This is a genomic window from Neorhizobium sp. P1_A6 (assembly GCF_056406795.1).
In genome coordinates this window covers 851,367-867,720 of the sequence record NZ_JBFTZM010000001.1, presented here as the reverse complement: position 1 = coordinate 867,720, position 16,354 = coordinate 851,367, and the positions used below count along the sequence as shown (strand labels likewise).

At 61.7% G+C, this 16,354-nt stretch carries 14 protein-coding genes; 7 read left to right on the top strand and 7 right to left on the bottom strand.

Translation table 11 applies throughout. The features are described from left to right. Positions 1 to 470 precede the first annotated feature (470 nt). Both AC1D3C_RS04010 and AC1D3C_RS04005 read left to right on the top strand, forming a co-directional pair. Complete coding sequence (locus AC1D3C_RS04010; protein WP_477481963.1) at positions 471 to 1,871, top strand: sensor histidine kinase; 1,401 nt, start codon at positions 471 to 473, stop codon at positions 1,869 to 1,871. Beyond that, positions 1,868 to 2,542, top strand: a complete 675-nt coding sequence (locus AC1D3C_RS04005; RefSeq protein ID WP_155414692.1) for a response regulator — start codon at positions 1,868 to 1,870, stop codon at positions 2,540 to 2,542. Before AC1D3C_RS04010 ends, AC1D3C_RS04005 begins: the two co-directional genes overlap by 4 nt. Here AC1D3C_RS04005 and AC1D3C_RS04000 read toward each other — a convergent pair. After that, positions 2,516 to 3,106 carry a hypothetical protein gene (locus AC1D3C_RS04000; protein ID WP_477481962.1) on the bottom strand — a complete coding sequence of 197 codons (591 nt, stop codon included), beginning with the start codon at positions 3,104 to 3,106 and terminating at the stop codon, positions 2,516 to 2,518. The genes AC1D3C_RS04005 and AC1D3C_RS04000 overlap by 27 nt on opposite strands. A 534-nt stretch (positions 3,107 to 3,640) precedes the next feature. Here AC1D3C_RS04000 and AC1D3C_RS03995 point away from each other — a divergent pair. The 3 genes from AC1D3C_RS03995 (at position 3,641) to AC1D3C_RS03985 (ending at position 5,132) form a co-directional block, all read left to right on the top strand. Next, positions 3,641 to 4,450: a DUF1236 domain-containing protein gene (locus AC1D3C_RS03995; protein ID WP_477481961.1), complete on the top strand. Its 810-nt coding sequence runs from the start codon at positions 3,641 to 3,643 to the stop codon at positions 4,448 to 4,450. Between the two features lie 22 nt (positions 4,451 to 4,472). Further along, entirely contained in the window at positions 4,473 to 4,661 is a 189-nt protein-coding gene (locus tag AC1D3C_RS03990; protein ID WP_477481960.1) for a hypothetical protein, read from the top strand. Positions 4,662 to 4,733: 72 nt separating this feature from the next. After that, positions 4,734 to 5,132 (top strand): DUF1236 domain-containing protein, encoded by a 399-nt coding sequence (locus AC1D3C_RS03985; RefSeq protein ID WP_477481959.1) that lies wholly within the window; start codon positions 4,734 to 4,736, stop codon positions 5,130 to 5,132. A gap of 96 nt (positions 5,133 to 5,228) precedes the next feature. On the opposite strand, the gene AC1D3C_RS03980 is transcribed toward AC1D3C_RS03985, so the two are convergent. The 5 genes from AC1D3C_RS03980 to mscL form a co-directional block, all read right to left on the bottom strand. Then, on the bottom strand, positions 5,229 to 6,020 hold the full coding sequence (locus AC1D3C_RS03980) for a polysaccharide deacetylase family protein (RefSeq protein ID WP_477482009.1): 792 nt from the start codon (positions 6,018 to 6,020) through the stop codon (positions 5,229 to 5,231). A gap of 124 nt (positions 6,021 to 6,144) precedes the next feature. Then, the gene (locus AC1D3C_RS03975) at positions 6,145 to 6,477 is read right to left on the bottom strand and encodes a hypothetical protein (protein WP_477481958.1); all 333 of its coding nucleotides are present in this window, start codon (positions 6,475 to 6,477) and stop codon (positions 6,145 to 6,147) included. Between the two features lie 111 nt (positions 6,478 to 6,588). Next, entirely contained in the window at positions 6,589 to 7,623 is a 1,035-nt protein-coding gene (galE, locus tag AC1D3C_RS03970; protein ID WP_477481957.1) for a UDP-glucose 4-epimerase GalE, read from the bottom strand. 159 nt (positions 7,624 to 7,782) lie between these two features. Continuing rightward, positions 7,783 to 8,952 (bottom strand): pyridoxal phosphate-dependent aminotransferase, encoded by a 1,170-nt coding sequence (locus tag AC1D3C_RS03965; RefSeq protein ID WP_477481956.1) that lies wholly within the window; start codon positions 8,950 to 8,952, stop codon positions 7,783 to 7,785. A 117-nt stretch (positions 8,953 to 9,069) separates the two neighbouring features. Then, positions 9,070 to 9,495 (bottom strand): large conductance mechanosensitive channel protein MscL, encoded by a 426-nt coding sequence (gene mscL, locus AC1D3C_RS03960; RefSeq protein ID WP_040125733.1) that lies wholly within the window; start codon positions 9,493 to 9,495, stop codon positions 9,070 to 9,072. A 196-nt stretch (positions 9,496 to 9,691) separates the two neighbouring features. Between mscL and AC1D3C_RS03955 the strand changes: the two genes are divergently transcribed. Beyond that, positions 9,692 to 13,207 (top strand): hybrid sensor histidine kinase/response regulator, encoded by a 3,516-nt coding sequence (locus AC1D3C_RS03955; protein WP_477481955.1) that lies wholly within the window; start codon positions 9,692 to 9,694, stop codon positions 13,205 to 13,207. Between the two features lie 198 nt (positions 13,208 to 13,405). After that, positions 13,406 to 14,641, top strand: a complete 1,236-nt coding sequence (locus tag AC1D3C_RS03950) for an OpgC family protein (protein WP_477481954.1) — start codon at positions 13,406 to 13,408, stop codon at positions 14,639 to 14,641. A gap of 158 nt (positions 14,642 to 14,799) precedes the next feature. Here AC1D3C_RS03950 and AC1D3C_RS03945 read toward each other — a convergent pair whose 3' ends face one another. Next, positions 14,800 to 16,332, bottom strand: a complete 1,533-nt coding sequence (locus AC1D3C_RS03945; protein WP_105435273.1) for a UxaA family hydrolase — start codon at positions 16,330 to 16,332, stop codon at positions 14,800 to 14,802. Positions 16,333 to 16,354: the final 22 nt, after the last annotated feature.

The window sequence follows — 16,354 nt, the reverse complement described above, 5'->3', positions numbered from 1 at the left end:
CCGGTGCACCTATCCATGGCCAGCGTCAAGTTCCGGAGCGAAAAGAGGGATACAATGCACGACGGGCACAGCAAAATTGCAGCTTGCACAAATATAGCCGGGGGCTGAAGACTTCCCATCTAGATCGGATGACTTGCCCGGCAGCTTGGGCAGATACGATGCGGCGTTTTCTGTTCTGATCTGGCCTCCAGTATGCAGTGTTTCGATTCGTTGATTGCTCTGAGTTCGTATCCGCCAGCTTGGCGAGGTGACCGATGCGTGCGAGGAAATGAGCCTCTATGCTACGGAGGATCGCCGGCGACACATACCGCGCTTTCGAAGCCTTACTGTAGGTGATATCGAGAAGGACCGGTATGTCAAAAGTGCCTGCTCCCGGAAGGTTTAAATCCACTCCCGATGCAACGGATCGCCCCCCTTATGCGTTGCGAGGCATCGGCTCGCGTTGTGCGGGTTATCGGAACGGCATGCTGATGCGGCTCGGCGCAATTCTTGATCGCTGGAACGACCAATCCCTCGCCCGGCAGTTTCTGCTCGCGGGTGGGCTGGTCGCTTTCGCGGCGATGCTTTTGGTCGGCGCCTATGTAACGAGCGTGATCGAGGCGACGGTTACTCGCAATTCGGCCGCTTCCACGGCCCTTTATGTCGACAGTATCATCGCCCCGCTGCTTCCGGACATGAAGACCAACCAGACGCTCGATGACGTCACCACGCGCGCGCTCGACGAGACCTTCGGCCAGGGCGCTCTCGGGGGGAAGGTCATATCCTTCAAACTCTGGCGCCGCGACGGCACGGTCCTTTATGCGACCGACAAAAGCATGATCGGGCAGAAATATGGGCCGAGCGACAATCTCAGAACCGCATTTTCCGGACAGATGGTGGCACGGTTCGGGCCTGCCGAAGACCCCGAAAGCAATTTTGAGCGGTCGACCGGCCTGTCGCTTCTCGAAATCTACAATCCCATCCTGCAGCCTTGGTCGGGAGAGGTCGTCGCGGTCTCGGAGTTCTATGAGGTTGCGGGAGATTTCCAGCGCAGCCTCTATCAAGCCCAGCTTCGAAGCTGGGGGGCGGTCGCCGGCGTCACGCTCGCATTCTTCCTGATCCTCTCGGCGATCGTTTTCCGCGGCAGCCGGACGATCGACCACCAGCGACAGGCGCTGACGCAGCGGGTGGCGGAACTGTCCGATCTGCTGTCGCAGAACGAGGCTCTTCACGCGCGGGCGCAGCGGGCCTCGCGGCGCGCCACCGCCCTTAACGAGAGTTATCTGCGCCGGCTCGGCGCCGACCTGCACGACGGACCGGCCCAACTCGTCGCTTATGCCGCGCTTCGGGTGGACAGCCGGCTCCTCACCGATCCTGCGACGTCGCCGACCGCGCGCGAAGAGGAGGTCACCACCATCAAGGCCCGACTCGACGAGGCGATGGACGAGATCCGCAGCATCTGCAGCGGCCTCGTCCTGCCGCAGATCGAGGCCGCCGAACTGCCCGACGTACTGCGGCGCGCCGTCAATGCTCATCGGCAGCGGACCGGTGTCGATGTCACGCTCAAGACGTCGAGCCGATCGAGGCCGCTTTCGCCTTCGGCCAAGATCTGCATCTATCGTTTCGTCCAGGAAGCGCTTAATAACGGCTTCCGGCATGGCGGCGGCTTGGATCAAAGCGTTCGCCAGAGTTTTGACAACGGCAATGTCGTCGTCGAAGTCGGCGATCGTGGGCCGGGTTTCGATCCCCAGCGCATACGCCCGGAAGGTCTCGGGCTGGCAGGTTTGAGAGAGCGCATCGAAAGCCTCGGCGGCACATTTGCAATCACCTCATCGAAAGACGGCACCACGGTCAGGATGTCGCTGAACACGCATGAAATGGAGCAGGCTTGATGGCAGGAATAAAGATAGCGGTTGTCGACGATCATCCGTTGTTCCGGGAGGGAGTGACGCGCAGCTTGGGGGAGATCGAGGATTTCGAAATGGTCGGCGAAGGCGGTTCCCGGGAGGACGCATTGCGCATCGTGCGGGAATTGTGCCCGGACGTGATGCTGATGGATATTTCGATGCCCGGCAACGGCCTCGAGGCCATAACCGAAGCGCTCGATTTTTGCCCTGACCTCAAGATCGTCATGCTGACCGTTTCGGAGGCGAGCGAAGACATCGCCGCCGCCCTGAAACTGGGCGCCAAAGGCTATGTTCTCAAGGGCGTCGGTTCGAGGGGCCTGGCAGACGTGGTCAGAACGGTGGCGTCCGGCGAGAGCTATGTTTCGCCCGGCCTCTCGGCGCGGCTGATTGCCGGCCTATCCGCTCCCACCGAGGTCCAGGCAAAGCCCGACCTCTTGTCGGAACTGACGGACCGCGAACAGGAGGTGCTGAGCCTCGTTGCATCCGGGCTCAGCAACAAGCGGGTGGCGCGGCAGCTTGATCTTCACGAGAAGACCGTCAAGCATCACATGACCCGCATCCTCTCGAAGCTGAAGGTGACCAACCGGACGGAGGCGGCACTCGCCCTTCGTGATGCGACCGACCAGCGGTCAACGGCCGAACGATCGCAGTCTTGACGCATCCGAGGGGGTTGCGGTCCGATTGACGATGGTGCGGGATTGCGAATCCCGCATCTCGTAACGCCCTTGAGAGATTCGTTCCGTCGCGCCGTTGTGATGTCTGACTGTTATCGACGTTCCGCGAACATCGACCTCGACGCCGGCTTTCGAGGGAGCCGCCGGGACCGAAGGTGCCGGGGCTGCGGGCTGGGCTGGGGACGCGGCGGCTTTGCCGGGATTTACAGCTTCGCCTGCCGGAGCCGATCCCGCTCCGGGACCAGGTCCGGTTCCCGAGCCGGTACTGCCGGTATCGGTTCCACCGGCGTTACCGTTACCGCCGCTATTGCCGTTGCTGGAACCATTGCCGTTATTGCCGGAACTGCCGCCATTGTCGCTGCCATTCCCGCTGGAGCTGCCGCCGCCGTTTCCGCTGCCACCATCACCATTGCCGTCCTTAGCGGCAACGGTCGACAGAGCGATACGCGGCAGGCCGTCCGCACCGGCGACAACCTTCCACGGCAGCACCGCTGCAATGACTGCGGTGAGCGCTCCGCTCAGGACAAGCATTCTACGCGTCGGCATCTCTCGCTCCTCGTGTGGCCATCTCCTGCGTGAGGCATTTTTGAACTGTTTTGCAAGGTCTAAACCGGACGCCCGCCTGATGGTTCCGCGCCCTGTCGCCGGTCAAAGAGCCCGCCGACTCGTAAACACGGCGGTCGGCGGGCAAGGTTCTGCGCTGAAAAGGACCGATGATCGCGCAGGAACCGGGATCTGCATCCGTCAGACGGCAAGCGCTTCCAAAGTGGCGGTGAAGATAAAAAGCCCTGCGACAGGGATCAATAGCCATCTGGCCTGGGAAACGCTGCTGTCGATGACGGAACCTCCTGAAAAACCTCCAGGATCAACGGCACCTTAACAGCGCAATTCCTCGATTTCATCCCCCCTTGGACCTTTAGCCTGCCCCATCAGACCAAAGGCCCAGAAAGGGTCGGCCTGAAGTCCGGCCGCGTCAGACTGAAGCCCAAAACCCGGAACGAGCCGTGGCAGCCGCAGTTCGAGGTGTGAGTGCGGCCCATCAGCGGGCTCGCCGGTGAACCAGAAAATGGAGGAAACATCATGAAACTCTCGATGAAACAGACGCTCGCGATTGCGCTTCTCGCCGGATCGACCCTTTCGGTAGCGCCGGCAATCGCTCAAACCCAGGATAATCAGACCGGACAGGACGGCAGTAATCAAGTCTTGCCCCGCAAGGTCAAGCCAGGCTCGGACAATTCGTCCGGCGCCAAACAGGCTCAGCCGCAGCAGAATATGGGCGCTGCGACCCAACAGCCGCAGGGTTCGGCCGGCGGCAATGACAAAACGAGCGCCCAGGCCCAAAGCGGCGACCAGCAGCGTCTGAAACCCAAGGGTGACAGCGCCACTCAGGGAAAATCGACCGATTCCATGAAGGCACAAACGGGCGACACACAGTCAGGCGCCAAGGACAATACGGCGCAGCAGAAGCCCGCCGGCCAGAACGACAGTTCCACGACCGCCAATTCCGGTTCAGGCTCGGGAACTGATGCGCGCAAACCGGCAACCAATGATACTGCCCGACAGAACAATGGCGCGCAGCAGCCGGGTTCGAACCAGGCCACCACCAATAAACCTTCCAACGAGACCACGGGCAGCATCAATATTTCGGCCGAACAGAAGACGGAGGTGCGCAACATTCTCGTCCAGAACAAGGTCGAGCCCGCCAATGTCAATTTCGACGTCAATGTCGGCGTCGCCGTCCCGACGACTGTCAGACTGCATCCCTTGCCGCCGCGCATCGTCGAGATCGTGCCCGCCTATCGCGGTTACGAATACTTCGTCCTGGCGGATGGGCGGATCATCATCGTCGACCCCTCGACCCACGAGATTGTTTACATCCTGGTCGGCTGAGCGCTGAACACAGGAGAAAACCATGAGTGACCGAGAACCGATAGTGATCCGTACGAGCGGCAGCGGCGGCTGGGCCGTTGCCGTCATCCTGCTGATCGTGGTCATCGCCGGCGGGCTCTTCTTCTTCGAAGCTGGTTATCTCGGAAACCATGACGTCGATATCGGCGTCACCCTGCCGAAGATCGAGCCGCCTGCGCCAGTCACACGATAGACGGCCTCGATCCCGTTCGAAGGGCGCGGCGCAAATCACCCGCCCGCTCACAACATGTAGAAGGAGACTATCATGAAGACCCAGATCATCGTTCTTTCCGCCGTGGCCCTTGGCGCCCTCGCGCCTGCTGCTTCCGCCCAGCAGGGTACCGTCAACGGAGCCGCCGGCGGCGCCGTCACCGGCGCGATTATCGGCGGCCCTGCTGGTGCGGCCGTCGGCGGGGTTGCCGGCGCAGCTGTCGGCACCGTCATCGACCCGCCGCCGCAACGCGTCGTCACCTATGTCGAACAGGCCCCTGCCCCGGCATCGCCGGTCGTCGTCAAGGAAAAGATCGTCGTCGGCAAGCCGGTTCCTTCAAGCGTCGTGCTGACTCCGGTTCCAGACAGCCCGAAATATGCCTATGCGGTGGTGAACAAACAGCGCATCATCGTCGACCCGCGGACCCGCACGGTCGTGCAGGTCGTCAAGTAAAGACGATCCTTTAGCCGCAATGAGATCGGGGAGAGACGGCATCTCGTCTCTCCCCGATCTGCGTTCAAAGGGTAAACGATTGGGGCGACTGCCGGCTCACTGAGTCGTGTCGTCGTCCCCGATGCCATCGACATCGGAAAGACGCACGAATTCGACGCCGCGGCCCTTCAGGGCCAGGAGAGCGCGGGCGACGCCCTCGCCGGCTGCATGGGTCGGCTGATTGATATGCGCAATCACGACATCGCCGTCCTTGGCGGCGGCGATGCGTTTTTCGGTGACGCCGGCGCCGAGCAGCGAGCCGCCGTCGCCGTTTAGCGAATAACCGGCGACCCGGTATCCCATGCCGCGGATCTGACGGATCGCCGAAGGGTCGTATTTAGCCGTCGAGCCCCGGAACCAGCGTGGTGCGGCGAGGCCCGCCGCCAGCATGGCATCGGCGCCACCTGCCACTTCCTGGCGAACCGCCTCCGGCGACCCGGCAGCGGCGATGCCATAGATCAGGATAGGAGCATCGACCGCCGGCACATGGTTCTGGCCGTGGTTTTCCAGTTCGAACAGATCGAGGTTGTTTAGAAAGACGGCAACCGCCTGCGGGTTCTTTTTCAGCCAGCGGGCGGTGACGAAAATGGTCGCGGGAATGCGCTCCCGGACAAGCGTCGAAAGGATCCGCTCGTCGGCCTGGCCCATGCAGGCATCGAATGTCAGCGCCACCCGGGGGCGGCTGACATTGCCGGAACGGCTGACATGGAGATGCGGCTCGACCAGTTTGGGCGTGCCCGCGGCATGCTGCGTGACAGGCGGGCTTGAGGGCTGCTTTGCAGGCAAATTCTGGGCGCCCGCCGTCAGAGGCAGCAACAGGAAGATGGTGGAAAGCAGAGCGCGTCGCATCATGGATACCGATGTTGAGAAGGCCCCTCTTTATCGGCAAACGCTTGAAAACGCCATGCGACGGAATCTCCGGACGCAAAAAGGCCGGACGATGCCGGCCTTTCTTCGCTAAAATGCATCTGCGTCAGCAGTCCGTAGCCTGACCGTTGGTGTTGGTGCCGGCCTGGCCCGAAGGAACCGATGCGGTGCCCGTCGTGTCAGGCGTGGTGGCCGAGCCCTTGGTCTGCAGGTTCGGAGCGCAGTTGGTCCGAGTGTCCTTGGTGCCTGCAGCGTTGCCCATGGCGCCGCCGGTCGTGCTGTTGGTGGTGTTCGGGTCGATCTTCTTCTGGCCGTCGCTGCTATCGCTGGCCGACGTGCCGGTGGAGCTTGCATTTCCCTTGCCGCTGGTCTGGGCAAGAGCGCCACCGGCCGCGAGGCCGAGAGAAAGGATCGAGACGGTAATCAGCTTGAAAGTCATGGGAATTTCCTCCGTTGAAATACCGGCAGAACCGGCGGATTCGATTTGCCCGCGTAGTTCAAACCCCAGACAACCGAGGATGTTCCATAAAAACTGTTCCGATCCGGAACCCTAGAATCGTGCCGAGGCCAACCTGCTCTGCAGCGACTTGAGATCTTCGGCCTTGCGCGAGGCGAGGCCTTTCTCCCAGGTGATCGCGGTCTCGACGATAAAATCCAGATCGTCGTGGCGCGGCTTCCAGTCGAGCAACCGGCGCGCCAGCGTCGAATTGGCGACCACGCTTGCCGCGTCGCCGGGCCGGCGGGGTCCATAGCGGATTTCGAACTTGCGGCCACCGACGCGCATCACCGCGTCCAGCACCTCCAGGACCGAATAGCCGCGGCCGTAACCGCAATTGGCAATCAACGGTTCGCCGCCACGGCGCAGGTAGCTCAACGCTTTCAGATGCGCGTTCACGAGGTCAGTGACATGGATGTAATCACGGATGCCGGTGCCATCAGGCGTCGAATAATCCGTCCCGTAGACATCGACGCCACGGCGCTTGCCGAGCTCGGCCTCGCAGGCGATCTTGATCAGATGGGTGGCGCCTTCCGTCGACAGGCCGGTGCGGCCGAGCGGATCGGCGCCGGCGACATTGAAATAACGCAGCGCCACGAAACGGAAATCATAGGCCGCGGCGGCATCGCGCAGCATCATTTCCGACATCAGTTTCGACTGGCCATAGGGGTTCTTCGGGTGCAGGTCGGCGCTTTCGAAGACGGGCGTGTCGTCCTTCTGGTCGCCATAAACCGCTGCAGTCGACGAGAAGACAAAATGGCGAATGCCTGCTTCGATCGCGGCCGCAGCGAGCAACCGGGTATTGCCGGTGTTGTTCTCGTAATAATCCAAAGGATGGGCGACCGATTGCGGCACGACGATCGAGCCGGCGAAATGCAGGATCGCGTCGATGTCGTTTTCGGCAAAGATCTGCGAGAGAATGGCGCGATCACCGACGTCGCCCAGATAAAACCGCGCCTCGGCCGGCACGGCCCAGCGAAAACCGGTCGAAAGCCTGTCGAGGACGACGACTTCCTCACCCGCATCGAGCAAAGCCCAGATCATGTGGCTGCCGATGTAACCCGCGCCGCCTGTCACCAGAACTGCCATGTCTATACTTCCCTGCTTTCTTATCGTTGGCAGGACGAAAACACGGGCAGTCTTCAACAATGCTTACCCGACGCAGGTTGCGCCGGGTTTATCTCGGGTCAAGGCAAACAGGCACTTGAGCAAATCGCTCGAATTTTAGCGTTTGCGTGCCGGATCGGATCAGAGCCGCTTGATGTAATCGGAGAGGCGGCCGGCGGCGTCTTCGATCTGTTTCGGATCGCGCAGGAAACAGGCGCGCAGGAAAAGCTCGCCGCCCTTGCCGAAAGCCGAACCGGGAGCCAGCGCCACGCCGATCTTGTCGACGATATCGAGCGCCGCGCTGCGGCTGTCGGTAATGCCGTCGACCTTGACGAAAGCGTAAAGTGCGCCGTCGGGCTTGAGCGTTTCGACGCGGTTGGTAGCAATCAGCGCGTCGCAGAGGATGTCGCGCGCTGCGGTCGCCCGGGCGATATTCGCATTCACGAAGTCGTCGCCCTGGTTGAGCGCCACCACGGCACCGCGCTGCAGGAACTGCGCCACGCCGGAATTGGAATACTGGACCAGGTTTTCGATAACCTGACCCATTTCCGGGGGAGCGACGATCCAGCCGACCCGCCAGCCGGTCATCGACCAGTTCTTGGAGAATGAATTGGCGAAGATGATCCGGTCGCCTTCCTCCATGATGTCGAGGAAGGACGGAGCGCGGGCAGTGCCGCCATAATAATAACGGGCATAGATCTCGTCGGCGACGATCCAGATACCGTGCTTGCGGGCGAGCGCCAGGATGTTCTTCAGGTCTTCGAGCGTCGCCGTCCAGCCGGTCGGGTTGGCGGGCGTGTTGATGAACAGGCCTTTGGTCTTCGGTGTGATCTTCGCCTCCAGCTTGGCGAGATCGAGCGACCAGCGGCCACCGACGAAATCGAGCGGCAGGCCGACGGAATGGGCGCCGGAAATCTCGATCGCCGAGATGATGTTCGGCCAGGTCGGTGACAGATAGATCATCTCGTCGCCCGGTGAGGTCACGGCCTGCACCGCCAGCATGATCGCATGCATCCCGGAGCCGGTCACATAAAAATGCTCGACCGGCAGCGAGACGGAGAAATGCCGCGCATAATAATCCGACAGCGCCTGGCGCAACTCCGGTATGCCGCGCTGCCAGGTATAGAAGGTCTCGCCGCCGAGCAGCGCCTCGGTTGCGGCGCGGTTGATGAAATCCGGGCTCGGCAGATCCCCTTCACCGGCCCAGAGCGGGATCAATCCCTCTCGCCCGCGGGCGTAATTCAGGACCTCGACAATGCCGCTTTCGGGCGCCGCGACGGCGCGGGGGCTGAGACTGGAGATGATCGACATGGAATTCCCTCGGGGCTGTTTCCCACTTCTTTAGCGCAGGAAAGCCTCGGAATCCCATGATAATCCGTGACGCGGGGATCGATTCCGCTGATGAATTCGACGGGCGTGATCAAAAGATCACTTTGCCTTCAGCAGGTCGCGAATTTCCGTCAGCAGCTGGATATCTGCCGGTGGCGGAGCCGGCGTCTCGTCGGCCGACTTCTTCTCATCCGCCAGGCGCATCTTGTTCACGGCCTTCACCATCAGGAAGATGATGAACGCCAGGATCACGAAATTGATGAGAACGGTGATGAAATTGCCATAGGCAAAGACCGCACCCTGTTCGCGGGCAGCGGCGAGCGACGACGCCGTGACCGCACTCGACAACGGCAGGAAGTAATTCGAGAAATCGAAGCCACCACCAGTGATCGCGCCGACAATCGGCATCACGATGTCATCGACCAACGATTTTACGATGCCCGTGAAAGCCGCGCCGATGATGATACCGACCGCAAGATCGACGACATTGCCCTTGGCAATAAAGGAACGGAATTCGCTGATCATTGACATCGCCAATATCCCCCATGGCTTTTCAGTTTCGGTAAAACGCAACATAGCGCTTTCTGCGGATGTGAAAAGACGGCGCCCGCCGCAGGCTTAAATACGATCGTCTATTGGACTTTTTGCCGAGAGCCCCCTGATTTCCAAGCGCATGCTTTTCCCCTAATGTTTGAGCCCTGAAGCTCTTTGCGGAGGAGCAATGCTTCCTGGCTGGGTCATTTTCGTTTCGGCTTTCGCCTATATCCTGCTGCTGTTTGCGGTGGCGAGTTATGGCGACCGGCGAAGCCGTGTCTTCGGCGTGCCGAAGAACGGCCGGCCGATCGTCTATGCGCTGAGCCTTGCGATCTACTGCACCTCCTGGACCTATTTCGGCGGCGTCGGGCTTGCCTCGCAGAAGGGACTGGAGTTCACCGGCATCTATATCGGCCCGATCCTCGCCTTCACGCTCGGCATGCCGATCATCCGGCGGATCGTCGAGCTCGCCAAGGCCGAGAAGCTGACGTCGGTCGCCGATTTCGTCGCTGCCCGCTACGGCAAGAATTCCACCGTCGCGATGATCGTCGCGATCATCGCCCTGGTCGGTGCCGTGCCCTATATCGCGCTGCAGCTGAAAGCGGTGTCGAGCTCGGTCGCCGCCATGGTCAATCCGTCGGATTACGGCATCGGCAGCGGCAATCTCTATTTCATCGACCTGGCACTGATCGTCACGCTGATGATGGCCTGTTTCGCGGTCATCTTCGGCACCCGCCACACGGATGCGACGGAACACCAGGACGGGCTGATCCTGGCCGTCGCCATGGAATCGGTGGTCAAGCTGTTCGCCTTTGCGACGGTCGGCTTTTCGGTGTTCTTCATCCTGTTCGACGGGCCGTCCGATCTGCTCGCCAAGGCATCGGAAAACATGTTGGTCGGTTCAGCGCTCGCCTACGAGACGCCGATCAGCCGCTGGCTGATCCTGATCGCGCTGTCAGCGTTTGCGATCATCATGCTGCCGCGGCAGTTCCACGTGACCGTGGTCGAGAACCGCACGACGAAGGAGCGCAAGGTGGCGAGCGCGCTTCTGCCGCTTTACCTGATCGCCATCAACATCTTCGTGCTGCCGGTCGCGATGGCCGGGCTGATCACCTTCGGCGGCACCGGCGACGCCGACCTTTACGTGCTGACGCTGCCGCTCGCCGGTGAGCTCAAGGTCGTTTCGCTGATTGCCTTCATCGGCGGCTTTTCCGCCGCCACCGCCATGGTCATCATGGAATCCGTGGCCCTTTCGATCATGGTGTCGAACGACATCATCATCCCGATCTTTCTCAGACAACGGCTGATGGCGGCGCGCTCCGGCCAGCGCACCGACTTCACCCGCACGCTGCTGAACATCCGCCGGGTTGCGATCTTTGGCGTTCTGATCCTCGGTTATGCCTATTACCGCATGGCCGACAGCCAGTCCGGCCTTGCCTCCATCGGCCTGCTCGCCTTCGCGGCGATCGCACAGGTGGCTCCTGCCCTCCTCGGCGGCCTCGTCTGGCGCCGTGCCAACGCCCGCGGGGCGATCCTCGGCATGTCCTTCGGTTTCCTTGCCTGGGCCTATCTGCTGTTCGTGCCAAGCCTTGGCGGACCTGACAATTCCCATGTGGCGACCGCCGTCCTCAATTTCCTGTTCCCCGGCACCGGCATCTTCTCCGGGCCGCAGACGGACCCGTTGGTCAACGCGACGATCTTCAGCCTGACGCTCAACATTCTCGCCTTCGTCCTGGGATCGCTGTCGCGCAATCCGCGTCCGGTCGAGCGCATCCAGGCCGGCATCTTCGTCAAAAGGCATCTGCGCTCGCAATTCGCCACCCGCGGCTGGAAGACCCGCGTCGGCGTCGGCGACCTGAAGACGGCAATCGCCCGGTATCTCGGCGAAGAACGGATGCGGCGGTCCTTCTCCAACTACGAGAAGACCGCCGGCCGCAAGTTCAGCGACGACCAGCCCGCCGACATGGCGATGATCCATTTCTCCGAGCAGCTGCTCGGCAGCGCGATCGGCTCGTCCTCCGCCCGGCTGGTGCTGTCGCTGATCCTGCAGAAGGCCGAGGACACCAATTCCGACACCGCCTGGCTGCTCGACCAGGCAAGCGAGGCGCTGCAATATAACCAGGACATGCTGCAGACGGCGCTTTCGCAGATGGATCAGGGCATTGCCGTGTTCGACAGTTCCGAGCGCCTGACCATCTGGAACCGGCGTTTCCGCAATCTGCTCGACCTGCCGGAACAGGTCGGCCAGGTCGGCTTTCCGCTGGCCGACATGGTTGCCATCCTTTCGGAACGCGGCGATCTCGCGGCCGTCGAGCAGGCGGAGGTGATCCGTAAGTTCCAGACGCTCGACGCCCCCTTCTCGCTGGTGCTGAACGGCGGCGAGCGGATCATCGAGGTTCGCTCCAACGCCATGCCCGACAAGGGCATCGTCGCGACCTTTACCGACATTTCCGATCGTGTCGCGGCAGACCAGGCGCTGAAGCAGGCAAACGAGACGCTCGAGCAGCGGGTCGGCGAACGCACCGCCGAGCTCACCCGCGTCAATAAGGAACTTGCCGAGGCCCAGGCATCCGCCGACGAGGCCAATATCGGCAAGACCCGGTTCTTCGCAGCCGCCGGCCACGACATCCTGCAGCCGCTCAACGCCGCCCGGCTTTATTCCTCGGCGCTGGTCGAGCGGCTCGGATCGTCTGACAACAACGGTTCGCTGGTGCGCAATATCGATTCCGCGCTGGAATCCGTCGAGGCGATCCTCGGCGCCGTCCTCGACATATCGAGGCTCGACACTGGGGCCATGAAGCCGCGTTTCACCTCGGTGCCGCTCGAAGACCTTCTGAAGCGCATCGAGACCGACTATGCTCCGATGGCCCGCGAGAAGGACCTGGAATTCGTGGTCATGCCGACATCGCTGAAGGTTCGCTCCGACGCCAACCTGCTGCGCCGGCTGGTGCAGAACCTCGTCTCCAATGCGATCAAATACACGATCGACGGCAAGGTGCTGATCGGCGCGCGCCGGCGGGGCGACCAGGTGGTGATCGAGGTGCTCGATTCCGGTATCGGCATCCCACCATCGAAATTCCGCACCGTGTTCAAGGAATTTGCCCGGCTGGACGAGGGTGCGAAGACCGCGGCCGGCCTCGGTCTTGGCCTGTCGATCGTCGACCGCATCTCGCGAGTGCTCAACCATCCGGTCCAACTCGCCTCGACGCCCGGGCGAGGCACCGCCTTCCGGGTCCAGGTGCCGATGGACCTGACCGCATCGCAGGCAGTCCAGGCCGCTGACCAATTGGAGCGCCGCAAGCACTCGCAGCCGCTGAACGGGCTCCGGGTGCTCTGCATCGACAACGAACCGCGGATCCTCGAGGGCATGGCCCTGCTGATCACCGGCTGGGGCTGCACCGTCGGCCAGGCGGACTCGCTCGCCGCTCTCGACGACATCGTCGACCGCCACGAACCGCCGCCGGAAATCATCATCGCCGATTACCATCTCGACGACGGCAACGGCATCGAGGCTGTCCTGAAACTGCGCGCCGGATATCAGGCGGATATCCCCGCGCTGATCATCACCGCCGATCGCACGCCCGAGGTCCGCGCCGAGGCGGAGCGTCACGACATCGGCGTGCAGCACAAGCCGGTAAAGCCTGCGGCCATGCGGGCGTACCTCACGCAGGTTGCAGGCCTCAAACGCGTCGCAGCGGAATAGTGTGAACCTCACCCAACCCAGCGTTCATCGCGGAGTCATCACGGACAGTTTACGGTAGATAAGGTCTAAACGCTCAAATAGGGCTGGAACTGTCCGGCTTTTTGCCGCGTTTAGCCGCGTACATCCTGGCCCGCAGAGGCCTTACGGACCGAAAGGCGAAAGCCCATCGGAACCGGCAAAAGACGGAGACCGCGACCGATGAAACGCTTTGATATTATTGATGGTATGCGAGGATATTTCCTCGTTTTCATGGTTCTCAACCATCTGATCTTTGCTGGCGGTTATCTTCTGGTGAAGATCAACCACAATCAGCTCGCCTTCGTTGAAGACGCCCAGGGCTTCGTTTTCCTGTCCGGCCTGCTGATCGGCATGGTCTATGCCAAGAAGATGCTGAAGAACGGTTATGCGGCCGGCCGCACGGCCATCTACAACCGCGCATTCGAGCTCTACCGTTATGCGATGGGCATCGTGCTGGTTGTGCTGGTCGCACAGATGCTTTTGCCGGGCGCCTATTCGATCTGGTTCAACTGGCTGGGTTACACGACCTTCGACGATCCGCTGCGTCTCGCTGCGATCGCAACCTTCCTCTACCAGCCGACCTTCATGGATATCCTGCCCCAGTATATCGTCTACATGCTCTTCGCGCCGATGCTGGTGAAGCTGGTGCTGGAGGACAAGTGGCATTATGTGGTGGCCGGTTCGGTGATCCTGTGGATGACGGCCCAGCTCGGCCTGCAGCAGATCGCCACGACGCCGCTCAACGATCTGGTCATGGGTGCGGACGACCAGGGCATCCGCGTGTCGTTCAACCTGCTCGGCTGGCAGGTCGTGTTCTATTCGGGCCTCGTGCTCGGCGCGCTGACCTCGGCCGGCAAGATCAAGTGGAGCAATATCCTGTCGCCAGACAATACGTTCATCCCGAAGGTGGCGCTGCTGATGGTTCTCTTCTTCCTGCCGCTGCGTCTGATCACCGCGCATGAGCTGATGCCGCCGCACATGATCGGCAAGTTCGCCTCGATGGAAATCCGTGCCGATTTCGGTCCGGTCTATCTTCTGAACTTTGCGGCCGTCGCCATGCTCGTCACCTGGGTGATCGTCGCCGGCCCGAAGCACAGAGACGAATGGGTGCGCCGCATTGCCGGTGCGGTTACCTGGGTGTTCTCGATCAAGTACCTGCAGCTCCTCGGCCGCCACTCGCTTTATGTCTATGTATGGCACGTCGCGATCGTCTATTTCGTCTATTATTTCGACGGACGGACGCCGGAGCTGAACGAGTTCACCAAGACGGCGATTGCGCTGGTCTCGATCGCGCTGCTGTCGCTGCCGGCCCTGTGGCGCGAACGCGACAAGCTGTTCGGCACGGCGGAACCGGCTCCGGTCAAGGTGCAGCAGCCGGCAAAACCCGGCGCACCGCAGCAGATGGTCATTCGGTAAGGCCGGGTCTAGGCAAAATAAGGGCAGTGCCCAGGCCACTGCCCTAGAGTTTCGGCGCGTTGCAACATATCCGCCGTCGTCCTCGGGCTTGACCCGAGGATCCAGCATCCGCACCGCCAGCCCATGGATCTCGGGTCAATGACGGAGAGAGGACATTTTCACGTCACCGCCCCGACCTGCCACGGCACGAATTCGTTGTCGCCGTAGTCGTAGATCTCGCTGAGCGTCTTTTTGCCCGAGGCTACCGCGATCACATCCTCGAAAATCCGCAATCCCGCCTGCTCGATCGTCTCTTCGCCGGTGACGATGCCGCCGCAGTTCAGGTCCATGTCTTCCTTCATGTGCTCGTACATTTCGGAATTGGTGGCGATCTTGATGCAGGGCGACGGCTTGAAGCCCGAAACCGATCCGCGGCCGGTGGTGAAACAGATGACGTTGCAGCCGCCTGCCACCTGGCCGGTCACCGCGACCGGATCGTAGCCGGGCGTGTCCATAAACACAAAACCCGGCTCCGTAACGGTCTCGGCAAATTCGTAAACCGCCTTCAATGGCATCGAACCGCCCTTGGCCACCGCGCCGAGCGATTTTTCGAGGATGGTGGTCAGGCCACCGAGCTTGTTGCCGTGTGACGGGTTGTTGTTCAGCTCGTCGCCATTGCGGGCGGTATAGTCCCGCCACCAGTCGATCCGCTGCAGAAGTTTTTGGGCCACATCCGGCGTCACGGCGCGGCGGGTGAGCAGATGTTCGGCGCCGTAGATCTCCGGCGTTTCCGACAGCACCGTTGTGCCGCCGTTGCGGACGATCAGGTCTGAGGCGTACCCCAGAGCCGGATTGGCGGAAATCCCGGAATAACCGTCCGAGCCGCCGCATTCGAGCGCCAGTTTCAGTTTGGACAGAGGCTGCGGCGTGCGCGTCGCGGCATTCACGCCGGGCAGCATCTCCTTGATGATCGCAATTGCCGCATCGATGGTCTTGCGGGTCCCGCCGTGCTGCTGGATGTTCATCGTCCGCAGCCGTTCGCCCTCTTCCATGCGGTAATGTTCGAGGATCGGGGCGATCTGGTTGGTTTCGCAGCCGAGGCCGATCATCAGGATGCCGCCGAAATTCGGATGCCGCGCATACCCCTGGATGGTGCGGATCAGCAGCCGATAGCCTTCCGACTTGTTGTTGAGCGCGCAGCCGCCGCCATGGGTGAGCGCCACGACGCCATCGATATTGTCGAAACCGTCCAACCCGCCCAGACGGTTGAAATAGTCGGCGATGTAGCGCGATACGGTGGCGGAACAGTTCACCGACGAGATGACGCCGATATAGTTGCGGGTGCCGGCGCCGCCGAGGCCGCGGTCATAACCCATGAAGGTGCGCCGCTCGGCTTCCGGCAGCATGCCCTTTTCTTCGATATCGACGCTGAACTGGTGCTCGTGCTCCGAGGGCAGCATGGCAAGGTTATGTAGGTGCACATGGCTGCCGGGGGCGATGTCCTGCGTTGCGACGCCGATCACCTGGCCGTATTTTTTCACCTCGCCGCCGTTCGGGATCGCCCTGATCGCCACCTTGTGGCCACGGCCGATCAGCTCGCGGGCCGCAAGATCGCCGAAACCGGTCGGGGCGCCGGCCTGCATCGACCGCCGCGCGACGCCGACATCGTCGATCGGGTTCAAGATGATGATGGGTGAAGCCGCAAAGTCCATTTTTTGTTTCCTCCCGAAACAG